Genomic DNA, 19536 nt, shown 5'->3' with positions numbered 1-19536 from the left:
GCCCGTATTGCACGAAGGGCGGGGCCACAGCTCCTTCGCTTTCTCGAAATGGACCGACTCGTCACGCCACCGCACGCTCGCGATACATCGCCTCGATCTCGGCGGCGTAGCGCTTGTTCACGAAGCCGCGCTTCAGCTTCATGGTCGGCGTCAGCTCCTCGTCCTCGGGCGTGAGCTGGCGCTCGATCAGGTAGAACCTCTTGATGGTCTCGACGCGGGCAAAATTGCCGTTGACATGCTCGATCTCGCGCCCGATCAGGTCCTGGATCTCCCTCGCCCGGCACAGGCTGGCATAATTGGTGAAGGGGATGTCGTGATCCTGGGCGAACTTCTCAACATTCTCCTGGTCGATCATCACGAGGCAGGTGAGATAGGGCCGCTTGTCGCCGATCACGACCGCGTCGGAGATGTAGGGCGAGAACTTGAGCTGGTTCTCGATCTCGGACGGCGTGATGTTCTTGCCGCCCGAGGTGATGATGATGTCCTTCATCCGGTCGGTGATGCGCACGAAGCCCTCATTGTCGATGGTGCCGACGTCACCGGTGTGCAGCCAGCCGCGGGAATCGATCGTCTCTGCGGTCTTCTCCGGCTGGTTCAAATAGCCCATGAACAGGAAGTCGCCCTTGATCAGGATCTCGCCGGCGGGCGACAGCGCGACCTCGCCCCAGGGCACCGCGGTGCCGACCGAGCCGAGCTTGATCTTGTCCGCGGGCATCATGGTTGCGACCCCGCAATTCTCGGTCTGACCGTAGACCTCGTGCATGTCGATGCCGAGCGCCAGATACCAGCGGATCAGCTCCGGTGCGATCGGGGCTGCGCCGGTGAACGCGATGCGGCAGCGGTCGAGTCCGATCATGCGGCGGATGTTGCGGAACGCGACCAGGTAGGCGATGCGGTTGGCGATGCGCAGCGATAGCGGCGGCGCCCTGCCCTCGAGCCGGCAATCGACCATGCGGTAGCCGATGCCGATGGCGCGGCGATAGACCCATTGCTGCAGCGGCGTTGCATCCTTCAGCGCGATGGTGATGGCGGAATAGAACTTCTCCCAGACGCGCGGCACGGCCAGAAAGGCGGTCGGCTGCACCTCGCGCAGATTGTCAGGCACGGTTTCCGGGCTCTCGGCAAAATTCATCACCGAGCCGAGCGCGACCGAGATGTAATAGCCGCCGATACGCTCTGCGACGTGGCAGAGCGGCAGGAAGACCAGCCGGTTCTCGTCCTCTCGCGCAGGTATGAAGTCGTTGGCGTGTCGCATCTGGTGGGTGACGCTGCGATTGGCGTGCATCGCGCCTTTCGGCGGGCCGGTCGTGCCGGACGTATAGACGAGGACCGCGAGATCGCCGGCGCTGCGGCTGTCGATCATCTCCTGCCACAGCGCTTCGCGGCCGACCATGTGGTTGCGGCCGAGCGCGCGAAACTCGTCCAGCGACATCACCATGTCGTCGGAGAAACCGCTGAGGCCCTCCATGTCGAACACGATGATCTTCTGCAAGCTGGGGCATCGCGCGCGGCAGGTGAGAATCTTGTCGAGCTGCTCCTCGTCCTCGGCGAAGATCACCTTCGTGGCGGAGTCGTTGACGAGATACTCGACCTGGGACGAAGAATCGGTCGGATAGATTCCGCTGGAGACGCCGCCGGCGCACAATATGCCCATGTCGGCATAAACCCATTCGGGCACGGCATTGGCGATGATGGAGGCGACCTCGCCGGGCATGAAGCCGACGGCGCGGAGCGCGTAGGCGATCTCTTTGGAGATCTCCAGCCATTCTAGCCAGCTCGTCGGCTGCCAGATGCCGAACTTCTTCTCGCGGATCGCCGGCCTGTCGCCCCGCGTCTCGGCGGCGCGCAAGAAGCTCTTCGCGATCGTATCAGCGACCGTCAGCACCGCCGGTCGGGCCATGCACCTCTCCTCCTTGTCGCCTTCCCTCCGCTGCCTGCCTTGCCAGCCGGTCTTTGCTCAACGTTGGGCAAGCTCATCTTACTGCCAGCTCGTCCTCACCGCCACGTCTTCTTCTTTTTCCAGCGCCGCTCGCCGCGCGCGCCGGCTTCCTTGGCGCCAAGGTAGAATTCCTGGATGTCCTGGGAATGCATCAAGCGGTCGCAGGTATCGTTCATCACGATACGGCCGATCTCCAGCACATAGCCGTAATGGGCGGTTTCCAGCGCCACCTTGGCGTTCTGCTCGACCAGCAGGATCGACATGCCCTGCTCCTCGTTGACCCGGCGGATGATGGTGAATATCTCCTTCACCAGCAGTGGCGACAGGCCGAGCGAGGGCTCGTCGAGCAAGAGCAGCGTCGGCCGGTTCATCAGCGCGCGCCCGATCGCGAGCATCTGCTGCTCGCCGCCGGAGAGCTGGCCCGCCGGCTGGTTGATGCGCTCCTTCAGGCGCGGGAAATAGCCGTAGACGCGCTCCATGTCCTCCGCGACGCCGTCCCGGTCCTTGCGCGGATAGGCACCCATCATCAGGTTCTCGCGCACCGAGAGGAACGGGAACACCTCGCGCCCCTCGGGCACGTGGCTGAGGCCGAGCCGCACGATGCGGTCGGCCTCCATGCGCTGGATCGGCTTGCCCATGAACTCGATCGCGCCCTTCTGCGGATCGAGGATGCCGGAGATGGTCTTCAGCACCGTGGTCTTGCCGGCCCCGTTGGCCCCGAGCAGCGTGACGATGCGCCCGCGCGGCACCTCCAGCGAGATGCCGCGGATCGCCATGATCGGCCCGTAATAGCTCTCGATGTTGGAGAGCTTGAGGATGATATCCTGGGGCGCAGCGGCATCCATCGGTCAGGCTCCCAGATACGCGGCGACGACGTCGGGGTGCTGCTGCACTTCAGCGGGCGAGCCCATCGCCAGCACCCTTCCGTAGTTCAGTGCGATGACGCGATCGGAGACCCGGTTGACCAGCGACATGTCGTGCTCGACCATCAGCACGGTGATACCGAGCTCGGTCCTCATGTCCCGAATCCAGAACGACATGTCGCCGGTCTCCTCCACGTTGAGACCCGAGGACGGCTCGTCCAGCAGGATCAGCTTCGGCTCCGAGCAGAGCGCGCGCGCCAGCTCGATCACCTTGCGCACGCCGTAAGGCAGGCCCGAGATCAGCTTGTCGCGATAGGGTTCGAGGTCGAGGAATTCGATGACCTGCTCGACCCGGCGGCGGTGAACCTTTTCGTTGGCCCGCACGCTCGGCAGGAATAAGAGCTCCTGCCACAGCTGCGTGGTCGAATGGCGGTGGCGGCCGACCAGAAGGTTCGACAGCACGGTCGCGTTCTCGAACAGCTCGATGTTCTGGAAGGTACGGGCGATGCCGAGCTTGGCGATGTCGTAGGGCGGCTGCTCGGTGATGTCCTGGTCCTCGAAGAAGATACGGCCCGAGGTCGGCCGGTAGATCCGCGAGATCAGGTTGAAGATCGAGCTCTTGCCGGCTCCGTTCGGCCCGATGATCGAGAGGATCTCGCCCTTCTCCACCGCGAACGAGACCGCATCGACCGCCTTGAGGCCGCCGAAATGCAGCGACAGGTTCTCGGCGCGGAAATAGCTCATCGATTGCGCTCCGACTTCACGTAGATCTTCTGCCGCTTGAAGGTGGCGCGCTTGTAGAGAGGGAACAGCTGGAAGAAGAGCTTGATCTTGAGCCAGCGGCCGTAGAGCCCGAGCGGCTCGAACAGCACGAACAGCACGATGATGATGCCGTAGATCGCGCCCTTCAGGCCGTTGAGCGAGGCGAAGGCCGCGACCTTCGCCTCGATATTGCCCGCAGTCGCCGCGCCGGCGCCGAATGTCGCGGCAATGCCGGCGATGATGCCGGGCATGTCGTCCTTGAGATAGGTGAGGAACGGGTCGATCATCACGATGAAGATCGCGCCGAGCACGGCGCCGTGCAGGCTGAAGGTGCCGCCGATCAGGATCACGATGATGAACTCGATCGAGAGCTGAAGCGTGAACATCTCCGGCGAGATGAAGGAGAGCTTGTGCGCGAACAGGACGCCGGCAAAGCCGGTGATCGCGGCCGAGATCGCGAACGACTTCACCTTGTAGAGCGCGACATTGACGCCCATGCTGCGCGCCGCCGTCTCGGAATCGCGGATCGCGACGAAGGCGCGGCCCGTCGGCGAACGTAGTAGATTGAGCGTGCCGACGATGGTCAGCACCAGCACGGCAAGGCAGAGGTAATAGAAGGTCGGGCTGTCGCGCGGCACGGCGACGCCGAGCAGCGACAGCGTCTTGACCCGCATGCCCTCGTTACCGTGGGTAACGCTTTCCCATCGCGCCAGGATCTCCTCCACGATCAGGGCAAACGAGATGGTGGCGATGACGAGATAGATGCCGGTGAGGCGCAGCGCCGGAAAGCCGACCATCGCGCCGATGATGCCGGTCAACAGCCCGGCGGCGAGGAAGTAGACGGGGAACGGCACGTTGTATTTCTGCAAGTACGCCGCCGTGTAGGCGCCGATGGCGAGGAACGCCGCGTGCCCAAGCGAGGCCTGGCCGGTGAAGCCGGTCAGAATCAGCAGCGCCACGCCGACGATCGCATAGATGCAGACGAAGACGAGCTGGCTCATCAGATAGCTGGAGAGCACGTGAGGCGCGATCAGCAGCAGCGCGAGCAGAACGCCGTAGGTGACGACGTAGCCGGAATGCGGGAACAGCTTGATGTCGTCCTCGTAGTCGGTCTTGAACAGGAAGCGCATGGCGTTCAGACCTTCTTGCGGACGTGGAGGCCGAACAGGCCCTCGGGCTTCAGCAGCAGCACGGTGAGCAGCACGATGTAAGGCGCGGCGTCCTTCCAGCCCTCGGGCAGGTAAAAGCCGGCCATGCTCTCGATCACGCCGATCAGGACGCCGCCGACCACCGCGCCCGGGATCGAGCCGAAACCGCCGAGCACGGCGGCGGGAAACGCCTTCAAGCCGAGCACGAGGCCGACATTGGAGTGGATGAAGGTGATCGGCGCCAGCAGCACGCCGGCGCAGGTCGCGACCGCCGCGCTGATCGCCCAGACCACCGCCACCACGCGCTTGACCGGAATGCCCATGTAATAGGCCGCCAGCATGTTCTCGGAGCTGGCGCGCATGGCGGTGCCGAGCGTGGTCTTGTTGAAGAACAGCCAGAGCAGGGTGCACAGGATCATCGTCGCTGCGATCACCGAGAGCTTGTCGTAGGCGAGCACCAGCGAGCCCATGCGCAGCACGCCCTGGCTGAACGGCGTTTCGATCTTCAGGTCGTCGGTGCCCCAGATCATCCCCGCGACCGAACGCAGAAAATAGCCGAGACCGATCGTGACCATGATGATGGAGAACTGGGGATAGCCGAGGATCGGCCGCACGACCACGCGCTCGGCCAGCATGCCGAACAGCGCCATGGCGGCGACCGCACCGGCGAAGCCGATCCAGTAGTTCAGGCCCATCATGCCGATGAAGGTGAAGGCGAAGAAACCGCCCAGCATCATCAGATCGCCCTGGGCAAAATTGACGACTTCGGTGGCCTTGTAGACGAGCACGAAGCCGAGCGCGATCAGGCCGTAGACGCAGCCGAGCGCAACACCGCTGACCAGCTGCTGAACGAAATCCAGCATTGACGCGCGTCCTCCCCGATGCAACCGGCGTTCTTCGAGGCCGCCTTGCCGCATCTTGTGTCCAGTCGCTACGCAGTCGTTTCGCCGCGTTAGCGCCATTTGTCCGGAATCAATTCAGCCTGAACGCCCGCGCGCTGTCAACAAACGGTGACTTGTCGGGATGCCTTGCCTTTAGTCCAATCCGGTTGGCGGAATTTGCGGCAGTGCGATTCACGGTGCCGAAACATCTTCGGGTCATGGTCGCGGGCGATGCAAACCGGATGGTGTGGCCGTCATGAAGCCGGACAACTCGGCCCTGGAAGTCCGAGGGTTAACGAAGCGTTTTGACCGTCTGGCGGTCGACAGCCTCGATCTCACCATTCACGCCGGCGAATTCTACGCGCTGGTCGGCCCCAATGGCGCCGGCAAGACCACCACTTTACGCATGGTTGCGGGCCTGCTCAGGCCCGATGCCGGCGCCGTCTCGATCTTCGGCATCGATGCGCTCCAAGACCCCGTCGCCGCCAAGCAGGTGATGGCCTGGGTCTCCGACGAGCCCATGATCTATGACAAGCTCACCCCGCTCGAATATCTCGAATTCGTCGCCGGCCTCTGGGGCATCGCGCCGTCGATCTCGCAACCGGCCGCCGAGGAACTGCTCGATTCGCTCGGCCTCGAGGCGCACCGCCACGAGCGCTGCGAGGGCTTTTCCAAGGGCATGCGCCAGAAGGTCGCTCTCGCAGGGGCGCTGGTGCACGATCCCCGCCTCATCATTCTCGACGAACCCTTGACGGGGCTCGATGCGGTTTCCGCCCGCCATGTGAAGGGCCTGCTCAGCGCGCGTGTCCGCGCCGGCTGCACCGTCATCATGACCACGCATATCCTCGAAGTCGCCGAGCGCATGGCCGACCGCATCGGCGTGATCGCCTCCGGCCGCCTGGTCGCGGAAGGCACGCTCACCGAGCTGCGCCACCAGAACGGCCATGCCGACACCAGCCTGGAAGACCTCTTCATCGCGCTGGTGACGCTTCAGGAAGCGGCATGAGCTCGGCCACCGCGCTGTCCTGGTTTGCCCGGCACGAGCTGCGGCTCGCCTGGCGCGAATGGCTCGCCATGATGACGGGCGGGCGGCGCAAACGGGCGCGCGCCGCAATCATCGGCCTCATGTGCTTCGCCGCGCTGCTCCACCTGCCGGCCTGGGCGGTGATCGGCCGTTTCGCCGACCTGCAGTTGCCGCTCGACAAATCCTCTCTGATCGTGATTTCGGCGACGATCTTTCTCGCCTGGACCTTGATGCTGTCGCAGGCGATCGAATCCGTGACGCGGGTATTCTACGCCCGCGCCGATCTCGACCTGATCATGTCCTCGCCGGCGCGGCTGGCCAATCCGTTCTCGGTCCGCATCGCCGCGATCGCGCTGACCGTCACCGTGCTGGCGCTGCTGTTCTCGACGCCCTTCATCGACGTTCTGGTGATCGGCGGCGGCGCGCGCTGGCTGGCGGCCTTCGGCGTCGTCATTGCGATGGGCCTGTCCGCGGCGGCGATCGCGATCGCCGTCACCATTCTCCTGTTCCGGTTGATCGGCCCGGCGCGGACGCGCCTGATCGCACAGATCCTCGCCGCCATCATCGGTGCGGGTTTCGTGATCGCGCTTCAGGTCGCCGCGATCATGTCCTACGGCACGCTGTCGCGCTTCACCATCCTGACCTCGGGCAGCGTTGCCGCCTACGCCCCCGACGTCGACAGCATCTGGTGGTGGCCGGCGCGGGCAGCGATGGGCGACAGCGAGGCGCTAGCGCTGCTTCTCGCGCTCGCTCTGGTCATGCTCGGCGGCGTGATGGCGATCTTCTCGCACCGCTTTGCCGACACCGCGATCGATGCGGCGGCCTACGCCACGTCCGGCCGCGTCCGTGCCAAGGAGCGCCCGTTCCGCGGCGGATCGCGCCAGCAGGCGCTGCGTCGCAAGGAATTCATGCTGCTGTGGCGCGATCCATGGCTGATCTCGCAGACCTTGATGCAGCTGCTCTATCTGGTGCCGCCGGCGCTGCTGCTCTGGCGTAATTTCGCCGACAGCTCCGCGGCGCTGACACTGATCACACCCGTCATCGTGATGGCGGCCGGACAGCTCGCCGGCGGACTCGCCTGGCTGACGATCTCGGGCGAGGACGCGCCTGACTTGGTCGCGACCGCGCCCTTGATGCCGTCCGGCATCATCCGTGCCAAGATCGAGGTGGTGCTGATCGCGATTGCCGCAATCTTCGCTCCGCTGCTCGCGGCGCTGGCCTTTGCCTCGCCATCCCAGGCCGCAATCAGCGCGGGTGCGATCATCATCAGCGCGGCCTCGGCGACCGCGATCCAGCTCTGGTTCCGGGTGCAGGCAAGGCGCAGCCAATTCCGGCGCCGTCAGACGTCTTCGCGGCTTGCAACCTTCGCCGAGGCCTTTTCCTCGATCGGCTGGGCCGCCACCGCCGCACTGCTGCTCGCCCTTCCCCTGGCCGGCCTCATCAGCGGCCTGATTACCGCAGGCCTCGTCGCGGTCACCTGGAAGTTCAGCCCGAAGCGCGAGCAATAGGTGCGACACTGACGCGCTGTTGATCGCAGCCCATTGGCGATGCTCCGCATTGCACGCTAGACTTCGCTGTGAAGTCATCGGGGACGGATCCATGCGACGACTGGTTTTGGCGGCTATCGCGCTGTTCAGCGCATACCTGACCCCTGCCCTGGCCCAGCAACCACTGCGCAGCGAATGCCTGGCGATGGCCAACGCGGCGCCGCGGATCATGCCGGTCGTCTTCAGGCAGGCTGCAGCTGCGCCCGAGGTCGAGATCACCTATGCCGGCCATTCCACCTATTTCATCGACACGCCCGCCGGCTTGCGCATCGCCACCGATTATAGCGGCGCCTACCAGGTCGGGCGACTGCCCGATGTCGTCACCATGAACCGGGCGCACAGCACTCATTACACTCTCTTTCCGGACAAGCGCATTCCCCACGTGCTGCATGGCTGGAGCGAGGACGGCAAGCCGGCGATCGTGTCGCAGCGCATCAGCGACACCTTCATCCGCAACGTCACCACCGACATCCGCCGCTATTACGGCGACGATGCCGGCAGCGACATGATCCGCGACGGCAATTCCATCTTCATCTTCGAGGCAGCCGGCCTCTGCATCGGCCATCTCGGCCACCTCCATCACAAGCTCGACGACAGCCATTTCGCCCAGATCGGACGGCTCGACATCGTGATGGTGCCGATCGACGGCACCTATACCATGACGCTCGACGGCATCTCCGAGATCACCAAGCGGCTGCGCGCCTCGGTGGTGCTGCCGATGCACCGCTTCGCCACCCCGCTCGACGACTTCATGCGCCGGATCGGCCAGCAGTTCGAGATCGACCGGCGCGCCGAGCGCTCGTTCCGGATGTCACGGGATACGCTGCCGACGAAGCCGACGGTGATCATCCTCGACGGGGTCTGACTCAGAACCGGAACGCATCACCCGTCAACGACTTGGTTGCTCCAAGACCCACCTCAGTCGGAGCAATCATGAGCAGACGGTTCCTGGTCATCGGCTCGTTTGCGGCCATCTATCTCCTGTGGGGTTCCACCTATTTCGCCATCACGCTTGGCTTGCAATCGATACCGCCGTTTCTGCTGATGGCAGTTCGATCGTTATGCGGCGGCATGATCTTGCTCGCCTTCAGCGGCAGGCATGTCGCGAATACCCAGGGCCGAACATGGTTGCAGGCAGGCCTTTGCGGGCTGCTTTTCTTCGTCGGCTGCCACGGCGTTCTCGCCTTCGCGCAACAATCGGTTCCGTCCGGCGTCGCCGCCATCGTGCTCGCCACGATTCCGTTCTGGATCCTGCTGGCGGACACGCTTTTTCCGGGCGATCAGCGCCCGCGGCCGATCGCGCTGCTCGCGCTCGTCCCCGGCTTCGTGGGCGTCGGGCTCGTAGCATGGCAGAACGCCGAGCAGGCCGGAATCAGCATGCTTCCGATCGTCTGGCTGCTCGCTGCGGCGCTGTCCTGGTCGATCGGCACCGTGCTGTCGCGCAGCATGTCGCATCAAGCATCCGCGATCGCGCTGTCGGGCATGCAGCTATCGATTGGGGGCGCCGTGTTGTTCGCGATCAGCTGGCTCACGGGCGAACTGGAGAGTTTTAGACCGAGCGAGGTCTCGATGACGTCCGTTGCAGCAGCTCTTTGGCTGATCGTCTCCGGCAGCGTCATCGGCTTCGCCGCCTACAATTGGCTGCTCGAGAATGTCTCGACCTCCCTGGTCTCGACCTACACATTCGTCAATCCGGTCATCGCGGTGCTGCTCGGCACCCTCGTGCTCGGAGAGCCGTTCTCTCGCATGATGCTCGTGGGCGCGAGTCTCGTCATTGTCGCCGTTGTCGCCATCTGGCGTGCTGAGAGCTCGAGCAATCGGTCGACGCAGGCGGAGGCCGATCGTCCCATGAGACATCTGTCGCTGCGCAAGACCTGACGACCGACGGCAATTTTCTCCAAGTCGCCCGCGGCTCATCCGTGCTGAATCCTCCGCAGCAGGAGAGCAACATGAACGACTTTGCGAGACTTCTTCACGCCAGCGCACCGCATCCCGAGCACGCGGCCGCGCTTCAGCTCTACGGCCGTTTCGTCGGCGACTGGGACGCTGAGATCGCCGCCTTTGGAGCGGACGGCAGAAGCCACACCGCGCCGGGCGAAATCCATTTCGGCTGGGTGCTGGAAGGCCGTGCGGTGCAGGACGTCTGGATCATTCCCCGGCCGGCGGGCAGCGCAGCCTTTCCGATCGCCGGCAATTGGTACGGCACCACGCTGCGCGTCTACGATCCGGCCATGGATGCGTGGCGGATTTCCTGGTTCGATCCGGGCCGCCGCGTGTTCCGGCAGCAGCTCGGCCGTCCCCGCGGCGAGGACATCGTGCAGGAAGGCACGACCGAATCCGGCGAGCTGACGCGCTGGAGCTTTACTGAGATTACCGGGGACTCCTTCCGTTGGCGTGGGGAGGTCAAGCCGGCCACGGCAGTGGACTGGCGGCTGATGGTCGAAGTAAGAGCAAGACGGCGGACGGGCTGACGAGCATACCGCATTGCTCGTGATGATGGGTGCGGTTGCGCAAGGCGCGCTGCTGCATGCGGAAATGAGGTGCTAGGCTCCCGACACAAAACATCAGGGAGCGAAGGCCGATGGCAGCAAGCGGTGTACCCGCCAACACGAGCGGGCTGTTCGTCGATCCGCGTGAGGACTGGCTGGCATTGCATCGGGAGGAGATCATCGATCCCTTGCGGCCGATCGTCGATCCCCATCATCATCTGTGGAATCGCGGGCACCGCTATCTGATCGAGGAGATGGCCGCCGACATCGCCTCCGGTCACAACGTCATCGCCACCGTCTATGTCGACTGCCGTTCGATGTACCGCGCGCATGGGCCCGAGGCGTTCCGGCCCGTTGGCGAGGTCGAGTTCGCCAACGGCGTCGCCGCCATGAGTGCGAGCGGCGGCTACGGCAAGGCCGCGATCTGCGCCGGCATTGTCAGCCATGCCAATCTGCTGCTCGGCGACGCCGCGAAGGGCGTGCTGGAAGCCGAGATCGCCGCCGGCAACGGCCGCTTTCGCGGCATCAGGCATTCCTCGGCCTGGGACGAAGATCCTGTCGTCGCTGGCATGTATGCGAACAGGCCGAAGGGATTGTTGCAGGACGCGACCTTCCGCAAAGGCTTTGCCTGCCTCGCGCCCCTCAAGCTCAGCTTCGATGCCTGGCTGTTCCATCCGCAGATTGGCGAGCTCACGGCGCTGGCGCGCGCCTTCCCCGACACCAGGATCGTGCTCGACCATTGCGGCGGCCCGGTCGGAACCGGCCGCTTCGCGGGCCGGCGCGAGGAGGTGTTTGCGCAATGGCGCGCCTCGATCCGGGAGATCGCGACATGCGAAAATGTGGTGGTGAAGCTCGGTGGTCTCGCGATGTGCCTGCTTGGCTACGACTTCCATTTGCGCGAGAGGCCGCCGACATCCGAGGAGCTTGCCGCGGCCTGGCGGCCCTATGTCGAGACTTGCATCGAGGCGTTCGGCCCGAAGCGCGCGATGTTCGAAAGCAATTTCCCCCCGGACAAGGGCCAGTGCAGCTACCAGGTGATCTTCAACGCCTTCAAGCGTATCACCTCAAAGCTGAGCGAGGCCGACAAGACGGCGTTGTTTTCGCAGACCGCGATCGACGTCTACCGGCTCGAGCTGCCGTCATGATGAAAAGAGGGGCCGGGACCTTGATCCCGACCCCTCTTCGTCGTGGCCGCTGGGAAGCGTCCTTGAAACCCTGGTGTCCGCTTAGCCGGCGCCCATCAGCGAGGCCGGACGGCGCTCGCCGGTGGAGGCGAACATCTTCTTCAGCTTGTTGATGACGCGGATCAGGAAACCGATCATCACCGGATTGGTCTTGCGGCAGAAGGCGATCTTCTTGACGTGGCCTTCGACATGCCATTTGGCATGCGCGCCGTCGCGGAAGAAAATGACGTCGCCGGGGCCGTAGCGCTTGGGCGGCATGCCGTCGCTCTCGAGCACGATCGATCCTTCCATGATCATGATCGTCTCGTCGATGTCGTAGTACCAGTTGAAGCGGCCTTCGGTGCAGTGCCAGATGATTGTCTGCGCGGTGCCGTCGGCGCTGGTCGACAAGACGCGGGAGCGGGATACCGGATTGCCCTCGATGATCCAGGACGGCTCGATCGGCCGCAGCTCGAGGTCCACATTGCAACTACCGATTTCAATCAATGTGCGCGACATCTGCTTCCCCAGAAGATTTAAATATGAATGGCCGGGTCTCGGCCCGGATTGCTTCGAAAGAAGTTGGGACGCTAGTAGGCTGCTTTTAATTCTTTCTTACATGGCACTCGACAATCAGCCCCGAGTTGCGGGTGCGATACGGTTAACGTCACGATTTCCTCTGCGAATTCGCACATATGAACCTAGCTTGTCCGGGGTGCGACAAAGTGCGCGAAGTCTTGGGAAGGAGCCGCACCGATGCCCCTCACGCCGGAGATTCTGACAGCCAACAGCGAGGTCGTCGCCAGGCTCCGCAGTCTCGACGTCTCCTTCGAACCGGACGAGGAGCCCTGGTTCACCATCGACGGCGTCGAAAGCCCGCGGCACATCGGCAGTGACGGCTCCGGCAGCGCGTTCGTGCTGCTGCCGTCGCAGAATGTGCTCTATGTCTCGTCAGAGGGCCGCGCGGGCATCATCGCGGAAAGTTTCGATGCATTGATCCAGCTTGTCGTTGCCCGTCCCTACTGGCGCGACATCCTCAAATTCTCCGGGGGCGGCGACCTTGCAGAGATGCGCCGCGCGGCGGATGCGCTGGAGGCAAGGCTCCAAGACGAGGATGACGTCAGCGAGGCCCGCGAACAGATCCGCGGCGCGCTCGCGCTGGCGGACGCGGACGATCCGGTTGGCGCGCTCTACGAGGCGGTGGCGGCGTCCGACGCGATCGTGCGGGCCACCGACGGCAGCCCGTTCACGACGCTGTTCAACCGCTTCAGCATCGACAACAGCCCGACCCTGCGCAACGCGGCGGCGTGAGGGGGAAGACTGACGCGAGGACGTTCACCCCTCCCCAGCGGGGAGAGGTTGACCACGTCCTGGACTGCCTATTGGACCAAAATCTAGATTACGACTTCGCCCATTCGCCCTTGCGGAAGACGGGCACCTTGCTGCCGTCGGCCAAGATGCCGTCGATGTCGGTCTCGGCCGAGCCGATCATCCAATCAATATGGATCAGGCTCTGGTTGCCGCCTTGCGCCGCGATCTGCTGCGGCGTGAGCTGGGCACCGTTGACGAAGCATTTCGAATAGCACTGGCCGAGCGCGATGTGCGAGGCCGCGTTCTCGTCGAACAGCGTGTTGTAGAACAACAGCCCGCTCTGCGAGATCGGCGAGGAATGCGGCACCAAGGCCACCTCGCCGAGGCGCCGCGCGCCCTCGTCGGTATCGAGCACCTTGTTCAGCACCTCGGCGCCGCGCGAGGCCTTGGCGTCGACGATCTTGCCGTCCTCGAACCGCACCGCGATGTTGTCGATCAGCGTGCCCTGATAGGACAGCGGCTTCGAGCTCACGACGTGGCCGTAGACGCGGCGGCAATGCGGCGTGGTGAAGACCTCTTCGGTCGGGATATTGGCGTTGCAGCTGATGCCGTTCTTGGACAGCGAGGCGCCGCCTTCCCATTCGTGGCCGTCGGCAAGGCCAATAGTAAGATCGGTGCCGGGACCCGAGTACTGAAGCGCGCGGAAACGCTGGCCGTTGAGCCAGTTGGTGCGCTCGCGCAGCACCGCATTGTGGCTCGCCCAATTGCTGATCGCGTCCTCGCGATCGACACGGGACGCGGCGAAAATCGCGTCTGCGAGCTTGCCGACCGCAACGTCCTCGGGATCGTTCGGGAACACCAGCTTCGCCCAGGACGCGCTCGGATAGGCGATGATATTCCAGTTGGTGTCGAAATTGACGATCTTCTCCAGCGCAGGCTGATAGGCCATCGAATTGGCCTTGCTGGCGCGCGCCACCTTGAAAGGATCCTCGCCGGACAGCAACATCGGGTTGTCGCCGACGATGGCAAGCCGTGCAGTGTTGTCGGAGAACGCCTTGGCCATGCCCTCGTAGAGCCAGCCGGCGGCACGATCGAAACTGTTGTCGTGGCCGTGGCGGTAGCGCGCCAGCGTCATCTCCTCGTCCGACAGGATCGGCGTCACGAGGCCGGCGCCGGCCTTGTAGGCATGCACGGCGATCCGCCGCACCAGCGGCAGCGCGATCGCGGGCGCCGTCAGAAGCAGATCCTGTCCCGGCCGCAAGCCCAGGCCCACTTTCACCGCCACCTCGGCCAGTCGGTCGAGCTTCGCCGGATCGATGGGAGTGGAAGGATTGCGTTGATCAGTCATGCCGGGCCCTCTGCCGAAAGTCGCTCACTCAATTTAAGTCTAGCATCGCGGGGCACAAGTATGCGAGCGTCTTGCGCCCTTGGAAAGATACGCAGTTTCACGCATTTTGGTTTTCAACGCGTTGCCGATGCCAGCACCCGGTCGACCATGGCGGGCGCAAGGCCGAGGTAATTTTTCGGTGAAGTGAGCGCCTCGATTGTGGCACGATCGATGTGGCTCGATATCCGTGAATCTGCGGATAGCGCGTCAGCAAGGGTCATTCCCTTCTCGTTGGCCTGACGGCAGGCGTCATAGACGACGTCGTGCGCCTCCTGCCGGCCGATCTGCGGGGCGAGGCCCATCATGACCGCTTCGGCCACAATCAGGCCGCGGCTGATGGCGAGATTGTCGTTCATCTTCGCCTCGTCTACGATGAGGCCCGCGAGCGCGAACTTCGCCTGGTGCAGCGCGCCGGCGGCCAGCACGAAGCTTTCGGGAATCGCCATCCATTCCGCGTGCCAGGGGCCGGTGGCACGCTCGAAATCCTGCACCATGGCGTCGAGCATCAGGCCGGCGTGCTGGCGCACCGCCTTGGAGGCCGCAAGCATCAGCTCCGAGGAGATCGGGTTGCGCTTCTGCGGCATGGTCGAGGAGGCGCCGCGCCCCTTGACGAAGGGCTCGTAGACCTCGGCGAACTCGGTCGAGGCCATGATCATGATGTCGAGCGCGATCTTGCCGAGAGAGCCGGTGACGAGAGCAAGGAAGTTCACGGCTTCGGCGAAGCCGTCGCGCGCGACGTGCCAGGTCGAGGCGGGAACGCCGAGCTTCAGCTCGTTGCAGAGCGCCTCCTGCACCTCGAACCCCCTGTCGCCGAGCGAAGCCAGCGTACCGGCCGCGCCGGCGAACTGACCGACCAGCACGCGCGGCTTCAGCTGCGCCAGCCGCTCGGCGTGGCGGTCGAACATCGCGAGCCAGATCGCGCTCTTGTAGCCGAAGGTCACCGGCAGCGCCTGTTGCAGATGGGTGCGGCCCGCCATCGCCGTGTTGCGATGGCGCTTCGACAGATCGGCGAGGATCTTGCGCAGCTCGGCGATGTCACGTTCGACGATCTCGAGCGCGGCGCGCAGTTGCAGCACCACGGCGGTGTCCATAATGTCCTGCGTGGTGGCGCCCCAATGCACGTAGCGGCCCGCCTCGCCGCATTGCTTCACCATTTGATGCACCAAAGGCAGGATCGGGTAGCCGACGACATCGGTCTCCTGCCTGAGCAGATCGAAGTCGAGCGCGCCGATGTCGGTCCGCGCCGCGATCGCTGCGGCCGCCTCGTGTGGGATCACACCGCACTTCGCCTCCGCCTTCGCCAGCGCCACCTCGACCTCGGCATAGCGTGCGACCGTCGCGACGTCCGAGAACACCTCGCGCATCTCAGGCGTACCGAAGGCGTCGCGAAACAGCAGGGAGTCGATCACAGTGCTGGCGGCAGGGAAAGCAGGCATGGGCGATTCTTTATGATTGGTGTTTTGTGTGGGCGACAGCTTACGCAGGCTGCGCAGCTCGGCAATGGACATTCGCAGTTTCGCCACACATTCGTCCTGCCCGGCAAGCGCGCGCCCATTGCCCGTTATTTTGGGTGCCGGAGCGAAGCGGAGGCCTCGGAGGCTGCTTCACAGCCTGCGTCCCGCACCTCAACATGACGGGATGATTGCGGTGGGAGATCTCGGCGGCCCCGACCGCAACATTCTAGTCGCGGATGTATTCCCCCGGAAAACCACATGGCTGCCATCACGCGATTGCGATGAACCAAACGCCCCCTTCGGCAGACACACGATCTTTCGACCCAAATTTCATTTTGTTTGTTTGCCCGATTTCGCAATGAGGCCCGAGTTTTCGACGTGCAGTTTCTGTTCCGGGACCACCTTCTCGATACCGACCGGCGCGAGCTGAGCCGCGAGCAGGTTCCCATTGCCGTGGAGCCGCAGGTTTTCGACCTCGTCGTCCACCTCATGCAGAACCGCGACCGGGTCGTCAGCAAGGACGAGCTGATCGACAAGATCTGGCACGGGCGCAGCGTCTCCGAATCCACCCTGACCAGCCGGATCAACGCGGCGCGCAAGGCGATCGGCGACGATGGCGCGAGCCAGTCGCTGATCCGTACCATCACCCGCAAGGGTTTTCGCTTCGTCGGCGACGTCCAGACACAAATCGGCGCGGTCGCGCCGGAGCCGGTCCGGATCGCCCCGTCCCAGGCCACCTTCGCGCTGCCGGAGCGGCCCGCGATCGCTGTGCTGCCCTTCACCAATATGAGCGGCGAGGTCCAGCAGGATTATTTCTCCGACGGTATCAGTGAGGACATCATCACGGCGCTGTCGAAGCTGCGCTGGTTCTTCGTCATCGCGCGCAACTCCTCCTTCGTCTACAAGGGCCGCGCCGTGCACATCCACGAGGTCGCGCGGGAGCTCGGGGTGCGCTACGTGGTCGAGGGCAGCGTGCGGCGGAGCGGCGAACGGGTGCGCATCTCGGCCCAGCTCAACGACGTCTCGACCGGCAGCCATCTCTGGGCCGAACGCTACGACCGGGAGCTCGCCGACATCTTCGCCGTGCAGGACGAGATCACGGAAGCGATCGTCGCCGCCATCGAGCCGCAGCTCTATGCTGCCGAAAGCTTCCGGGCCCAGCAGAAGCCGCCGGGCAGCCTGGATGCATGGGACCTCGTGATGCGCGCGCTGTCGCATTATTGGCGCATCACCCGCGAGGACAATGCCGCCGCGCAGAAGCTGCTGGAAGAAGCGGTGGCGGTCGATCCCGCCTATGGCAAGGCGCTCGGCCTGCTCGCCACCAGCCATATCTTCGGCGCGCATATGGGCTGGGCCGACATGGCTGCCACCATGCCGGTCGCCGAACGTGCGGCGCTCGCCGCGGTGGAGGCCGATCGCGAGGATGCCTGGGCCCATCACGGCCTTGCTTACACCTATCTGTTCCGCCGTCGGTTCGACGACGCGCTGGCTGAATTCGAGCTGGCCTTGCGGCTCAATCCGAATTTCGCGATGGCGCATGCCTTTCATGGCGTGACGCTGTGCTATGCCGGACGATGGCAGGACGGCGATGCCGCCGCCCGCCGCGCGCTGCGGCTGAGCCCGCGCGACCCGCTCGCGGCGATCTATTGCGGGGTTGCGGCCTATGCCCGGTTCGTCGGCCGCGACTACGCGGGCGCCGTGCAGATGGCTCGGGAATCGATGCGCCAGCGCGGGGATTTCGTCGGCGCCCACCGCGTGCTGACGGCCGCCGCCGGCATGGTCGGCGATCCCGCCCTCGCGGCATCCGCCCTGGAAGGCCTGCGCCGCACCCAGCCCGAGGTCTCGCTGGCCTGGATCACGCGCGAGCTGCCGATGCTGCGGGAAGAGGATCGTACGCACTATCTCGAGGGGTTGCGGCGCGCCGGAATGACGTGACGGTCGCTGGCGCGACCGCTCCGCTTGATCCCCGTGTCAGGTGCTAATCGTCGTCAGGCCCGAACAGCCTGATCTGCGGGAAGCCGCTGCGCGACCGCCCCGCGTAATCGCGCGCATCGGAATCCTCGCGGATGTTGCGCGCGACGTCATCCCAATCGGTGCGGTCGCGCAGGCCGCGCGGCTCGCGGGACTCGTAATAATAGCGGCGCTCGGCCCAGCGCTCGCGACGCTCGGCTCGGCGCCGTTCGGACGCGGCGCGCTTCACATCGGAATCCCTTGCCTTGGCATAGGCGTTATTCGGTAAGGACGACGGCTCGGTCGAGGCCTGCTGCTCGGCAGGCCTTGCGGCCTGTGGCGCAGCGGCGGGCTTCGGCGGCTCGACTGCAGCGGCTTGCGAGGGTTGCGGCGCCGGTGCGACATTCGCCTGCGTGGTTGGCGTGTCGGGTTTTGCGGGTTCAGACTTTGCTTCGGCCTGTGCGGGCGCGGCGATCATCGCACCGAAGGCTTGCGAGCCGGTGAGATAGTTCACGCGCTCGGAGGGAGCGTTGGTGCTGGCCGGCGTGGGACTTGCCGCGCGCTGCGCCATCTTGCTGGTGTCCGGCCCCTGTTTTGACGCAACCGGATTCATGATGTTGCCGGCGACGATGCCGCCACCGAGACCAATGGCGATGGCCGCGACGATGGTTCCGGCACCGACAAAATAGGCTGTCGAGGCGCGCATTTGTCCACTCCCTCTTTCGGAGCGGGCAACGCGTGGGGATTGCCAGATGTTCCTGATAAGCCGCCGCTCCTCGACGAGGAACCGCGTGCGTCAGATCTGCTGCGCGACCTTCTCAAGCCCGATGAGGCGAGCGAGCTTGCGCACTTCTTCCTTCTGGTCGTCGCGAAGCTGGAACAACAGCGGCATCGCGGCCGACTTCAGCTGCTGCACCTCGTCGCAATTCGGATCGATCTGTGCGCTGGGCGGTGCATTCGGATTCGACAGCCTGTTCGCCTGGATCTTGCGCGCGACGTTGCGCAGCGCGGTCTCGACCGAGGGCCAGTAATATTCCTGAGACGAGGAGAGTTTCAGGCGATCCCTGATGCCTGCGATCTGCACGTCGGACAGCAGCGAGTAGGATTTTTGCGGCTGCGGCTTGGCGACGACTTTCGGCTTGGCCGGAACTTCGACGGCCGGAACCTCGGTCGCGGCGGGCGCCTCGTGCGCGCTCGGCTTCGGCATCGGAAAATCGGAGGGGGTGGCGGCGGCGAAGGCCTGACGCAGCGGCTCGGTCAGGACCGGTGCCTGCGCCAGCTTGTCGGCGGCAACCTGGACCGGCTCAATCGCGGCCGAGGCCAGCGCGAGCGTCGGAACCAGACGGTCGGCCTTGGCGGCGCGGTTGGTTGCGAGCGGCTTGGCTGGGGGCGTCTCGGCGATCATCGCGGCGCTGACGCTGGGAACGCTGTCGCGGCCGAGGATGGCGGTGGTGGCGGCGCCGAGGACGAGGAAACAGGTCAGCGCGACGATGGTGATGGCTTTGGACAAACGTCTCTCCGCGTCCGACTTCAAGTCCACGTGATCACTGCCCGGAAACTGGGCGATAATTAAGGCTGAACCGTGCTATTGCGGCGGCAATCGCGCGGACTAAGGCGA

18 protein-coding genes are annotated in these 19536 nt (G+C 64.7%); 8 read left to right on the top strand and 10 right to left on the bottom strand.

Annotated features, from left to right (window positions below):
• Window positions 1-61 precede the first annotated feature (61 nt).
• The 5 genes from I6F33_RS02475 to I6F33_RS02455 all read right to left on the bottom strand — a co-directional run bounded on the left by I6F33_RS02475 (window position 62) and on the right by I6F33_RS02455 (window position 5575).
• Complete coding sequence (locus I6F33_RS02475; protein WP_109142366.1) at window positions 62-1900, bottom strand: long-chain fatty acid--CoA ligase; 1839 nt, start codon at window positions 1898-1900, stop codon at window positions 62-64.
• 95 nt (window positions 1901-1995) lie between these two features.
• Window positions 1996-2784 carry an ABC transporter ATP-binding protein gene (locus tag I6F33_RS02470; protein ID WP_035997607.1) on the bottom strand — a complete coding sequence of 263 codons (789 nt, stop codon included), beginning with the start codon at window positions 2782-2784 and terminating at the stop codon, window positions 1996-1998.
• Between the two features lie 3 nt (window positions 2785-2787).
• The gene (locus I6F33_RS02465) at window positions 2788-3546 is read right to left on the bottom strand and encodes an ABC transporter ATP-binding protein (protein ID WP_035997604.1); all 759 of its coding nucleotides are present in this window, start codon (window positions 3544-3546) and stop codon (window positions 2788-2790) included.
• Window positions 3543-4694 (bottom strand): branched-chain amino acid ABC transporter permease, encoded by a 1152-nt coding sequence (locus I6F33_RS02460; protein ID WP_036021279.1) that lies wholly within the window; start codon window positions 4692-4694, stop codon window positions 3543-3545. The genes I6F33_RS02465 and I6F33_RS02460 overlap by 4 nt, the downstream gene beginning before the upstream one ends.
• A 5-nt stretch (window positions 4695-4699) precedes the next feature.
• On the bottom strand, window positions 4700-5575 hold the full coding sequence (locus I6F33_RS02455; RefSeq protein ID WP_036021277.1) for a branched-chain amino acid ABC transporter permease: 876 nt from the start codon (window positions 5573-5575) through the stop codon (window positions 4700-4702).
• A 274-nt stretch (window positions 5576-5849) separates the two neighbouring features.
• Between I6F33_RS02455 and I6F33_RS02450 the strand changes: the two genes are divergently transcribed.
• The 6 genes from I6F33_RS02450 to I6F33_RS02425 all read left to right on the top strand — a co-directional run bounded on the left by I6F33_RS02450 (window position 5850) and on the right by I6F33_RS02425 (window position 11798).
• A complete protein-coding gene (locus I6F33_RS02450; protein WP_057028575.1) occupies window positions 5850-6599 on the top strand; it encodes an ABC transporter ATP-binding protein in 750 nt (249 codons plus the stop codon).
• Window positions 6596-8125, top strand: coding sequence for a permease (locus I6F33_RS02445; protein ID WP_225140962.1), 1530 nt, complete (start codon window positions 6596-6598; stop codon window positions 8123-8125). The genes I6F33_RS02450 and I6F33_RS02445 overlap by 4 nt, the downstream gene beginning before the upstream one ends.
• Window positions 8126-8216: 91 nt before the next feature.
• The gene (locus I6F33_RS02440; RefSeq protein WP_225111608.1) at window positions 8217-9029 is read left to right on the top strand and encodes an MBL fold metallo-hydrolase; all 813 of its coding nucleotides are present in this window, start codon (window positions 8217-8219) and stop codon (window positions 9027-9029) included.
• A 68-nt stretch (window positions 9030-9097) separates the two neighbouring features.
• Window positions 9098-10042, top strand: coding sequence for an EamA family transporter (locus tag I6F33_RS02435; protein ID WP_225111607.1), 945 nt, complete (start codon window positions 9098-9100; stop codon window positions 10040-10042).
• A 71-nt stretch (window positions 10043-10113) separates the two neighbouring features.
• Complete coding sequence (locus I6F33_RS02430; RefSeq protein WP_225140960.1) at window positions 10114-10635, top strand: hypothetical protein; 522 nt, start codon at window positions 10114-10116, stop codon at window positions 10633-10635.
• A gap of 110 nt (window positions 10636-10745) precedes the next feature.
• The gene (locus I6F33_RS02425; protein ID WP_225140958.1) at window positions 10746-11798 is read left to right on the top strand and encodes an amidohydrolase; all 1053 of its coding nucleotides are present in this window, start codon (window positions 10746-10748) and stop codon (window positions 11796-11798) included.
• An 81-nt stretch (window positions 11799-11879) separates the two neighbouring features.
• On the opposite strand, the gene I6F33_RS02420 is transcribed toward I6F33_RS02425, so the two are convergent.
• Entirely contained in the window at window positions 11880-12335 is a 456-nt protein-coding gene (locus tag I6F33_RS02420; RefSeq protein WP_035997581.1) for a cupin domain-containing protein, read from the bottom strand.
• A 237-nt stretch (window positions 12336-12572) separates the two neighbouring features.
• Between I6F33_RS02420 and I6F33_RS02415 the strand changes: the two genes are divergently transcribed.
• Window positions 12573-13127, top strand: coding sequence for a hypothetical protein (locus I6F33_RS02415; protein ID WP_036036519.1), 555 nt, complete (start codon window positions 12573-12575; stop codon window positions 13125-13127).
• Between the two features lie 88 nt (window positions 13128-13215).
• On the opposite strand, the gene I6F33_RS02410 is transcribed toward I6F33_RS02415, so the two are convergent.
• Together I6F33_RS02410 and pcaB are read right to left on the bottom strand one after the other, a co-directional pair.
• Entirely contained in the window at window positions 13216-14475 is a 1260-nt protein-coding gene (locus I6F33_RS02410; protein ID WP_225140956.1) for an aminopeptidase, read from the bottom strand.
• Window positions 14476-14588: 113 nt separating this feature from the next.
• Window positions 14589-15950, bottom strand: a complete 1362-nt coding sequence (gene pcaB, locus I6F33_RS02405) for a 3-carboxy-cis,cis-muconate cycloisomerase (protein WP_225140954.1) — start codon at window positions 15948-15950, stop codon at window positions 14589-14591.
• Window positions 15951-16346: 396 nt separating this feature from the next.
• Here pcaB and I6F33_RS02400 point away from each other — a divergent pair, with 396 nt between their 5' ends.
• A complete protein-coding gene (locus tag I6F33_RS02400) occupies window positions 16347-17903 on the top strand; it encodes a winged helix-turn-helix domain-containing protein (RefSeq protein ID WP_225140952.1) in 1557 nt (518 codons plus the stop codon).
• A 43-nt stretch (window positions 17904-17946) separates the two neighbouring features.
• Here I6F33_RS02400 and I6F33_RS02395 read toward each other — a convergent pair whose 3' ends face one another.
• Both I6F33_RS02395 and I6F33_RS02390 read right to left on the bottom strand, forming a co-directional pair.
• Window positions 17947-18624 carry a hypothetical protein gene (locus tag I6F33_RS02395; protein ID WP_225140950.1) on the bottom strand — a complete coding sequence of 226 codons (678 nt, stop codon included), beginning with the start codon at window positions 18622-18624 and terminating at the stop codon, window positions 17947-17949.
• Between the two features lie 90 nt (window positions 18625-18714).
• On the bottom strand, window positions 18715-19428 hold the full coding sequence (locus I6F33_RS02390) for a hypothetical protein (RefSeq protein WP_192893067.1): 714 nt from the start codon (window positions 19426-19428) through the stop codon (window positions 18715-18717).
• Window positions 19429-19536: the final 108 nt, after the last annotated feature.

The sequence above is a fragment of the Bradyrhizobium sp. BRP20 genome (genome assembly GCF_020194215.1).
GTDB lineage: Bacteria > Pseudomonadota > Alphaproteobacteria > Rhizobiales > Xanthobacteraceae > Bradyrhizobium > Bradyrhizobium yuanmingense.
Note: the sequence above shows the minus strand (reverse complement) of the source record. Positions and strands in the feature narration are given on the sequence as shown.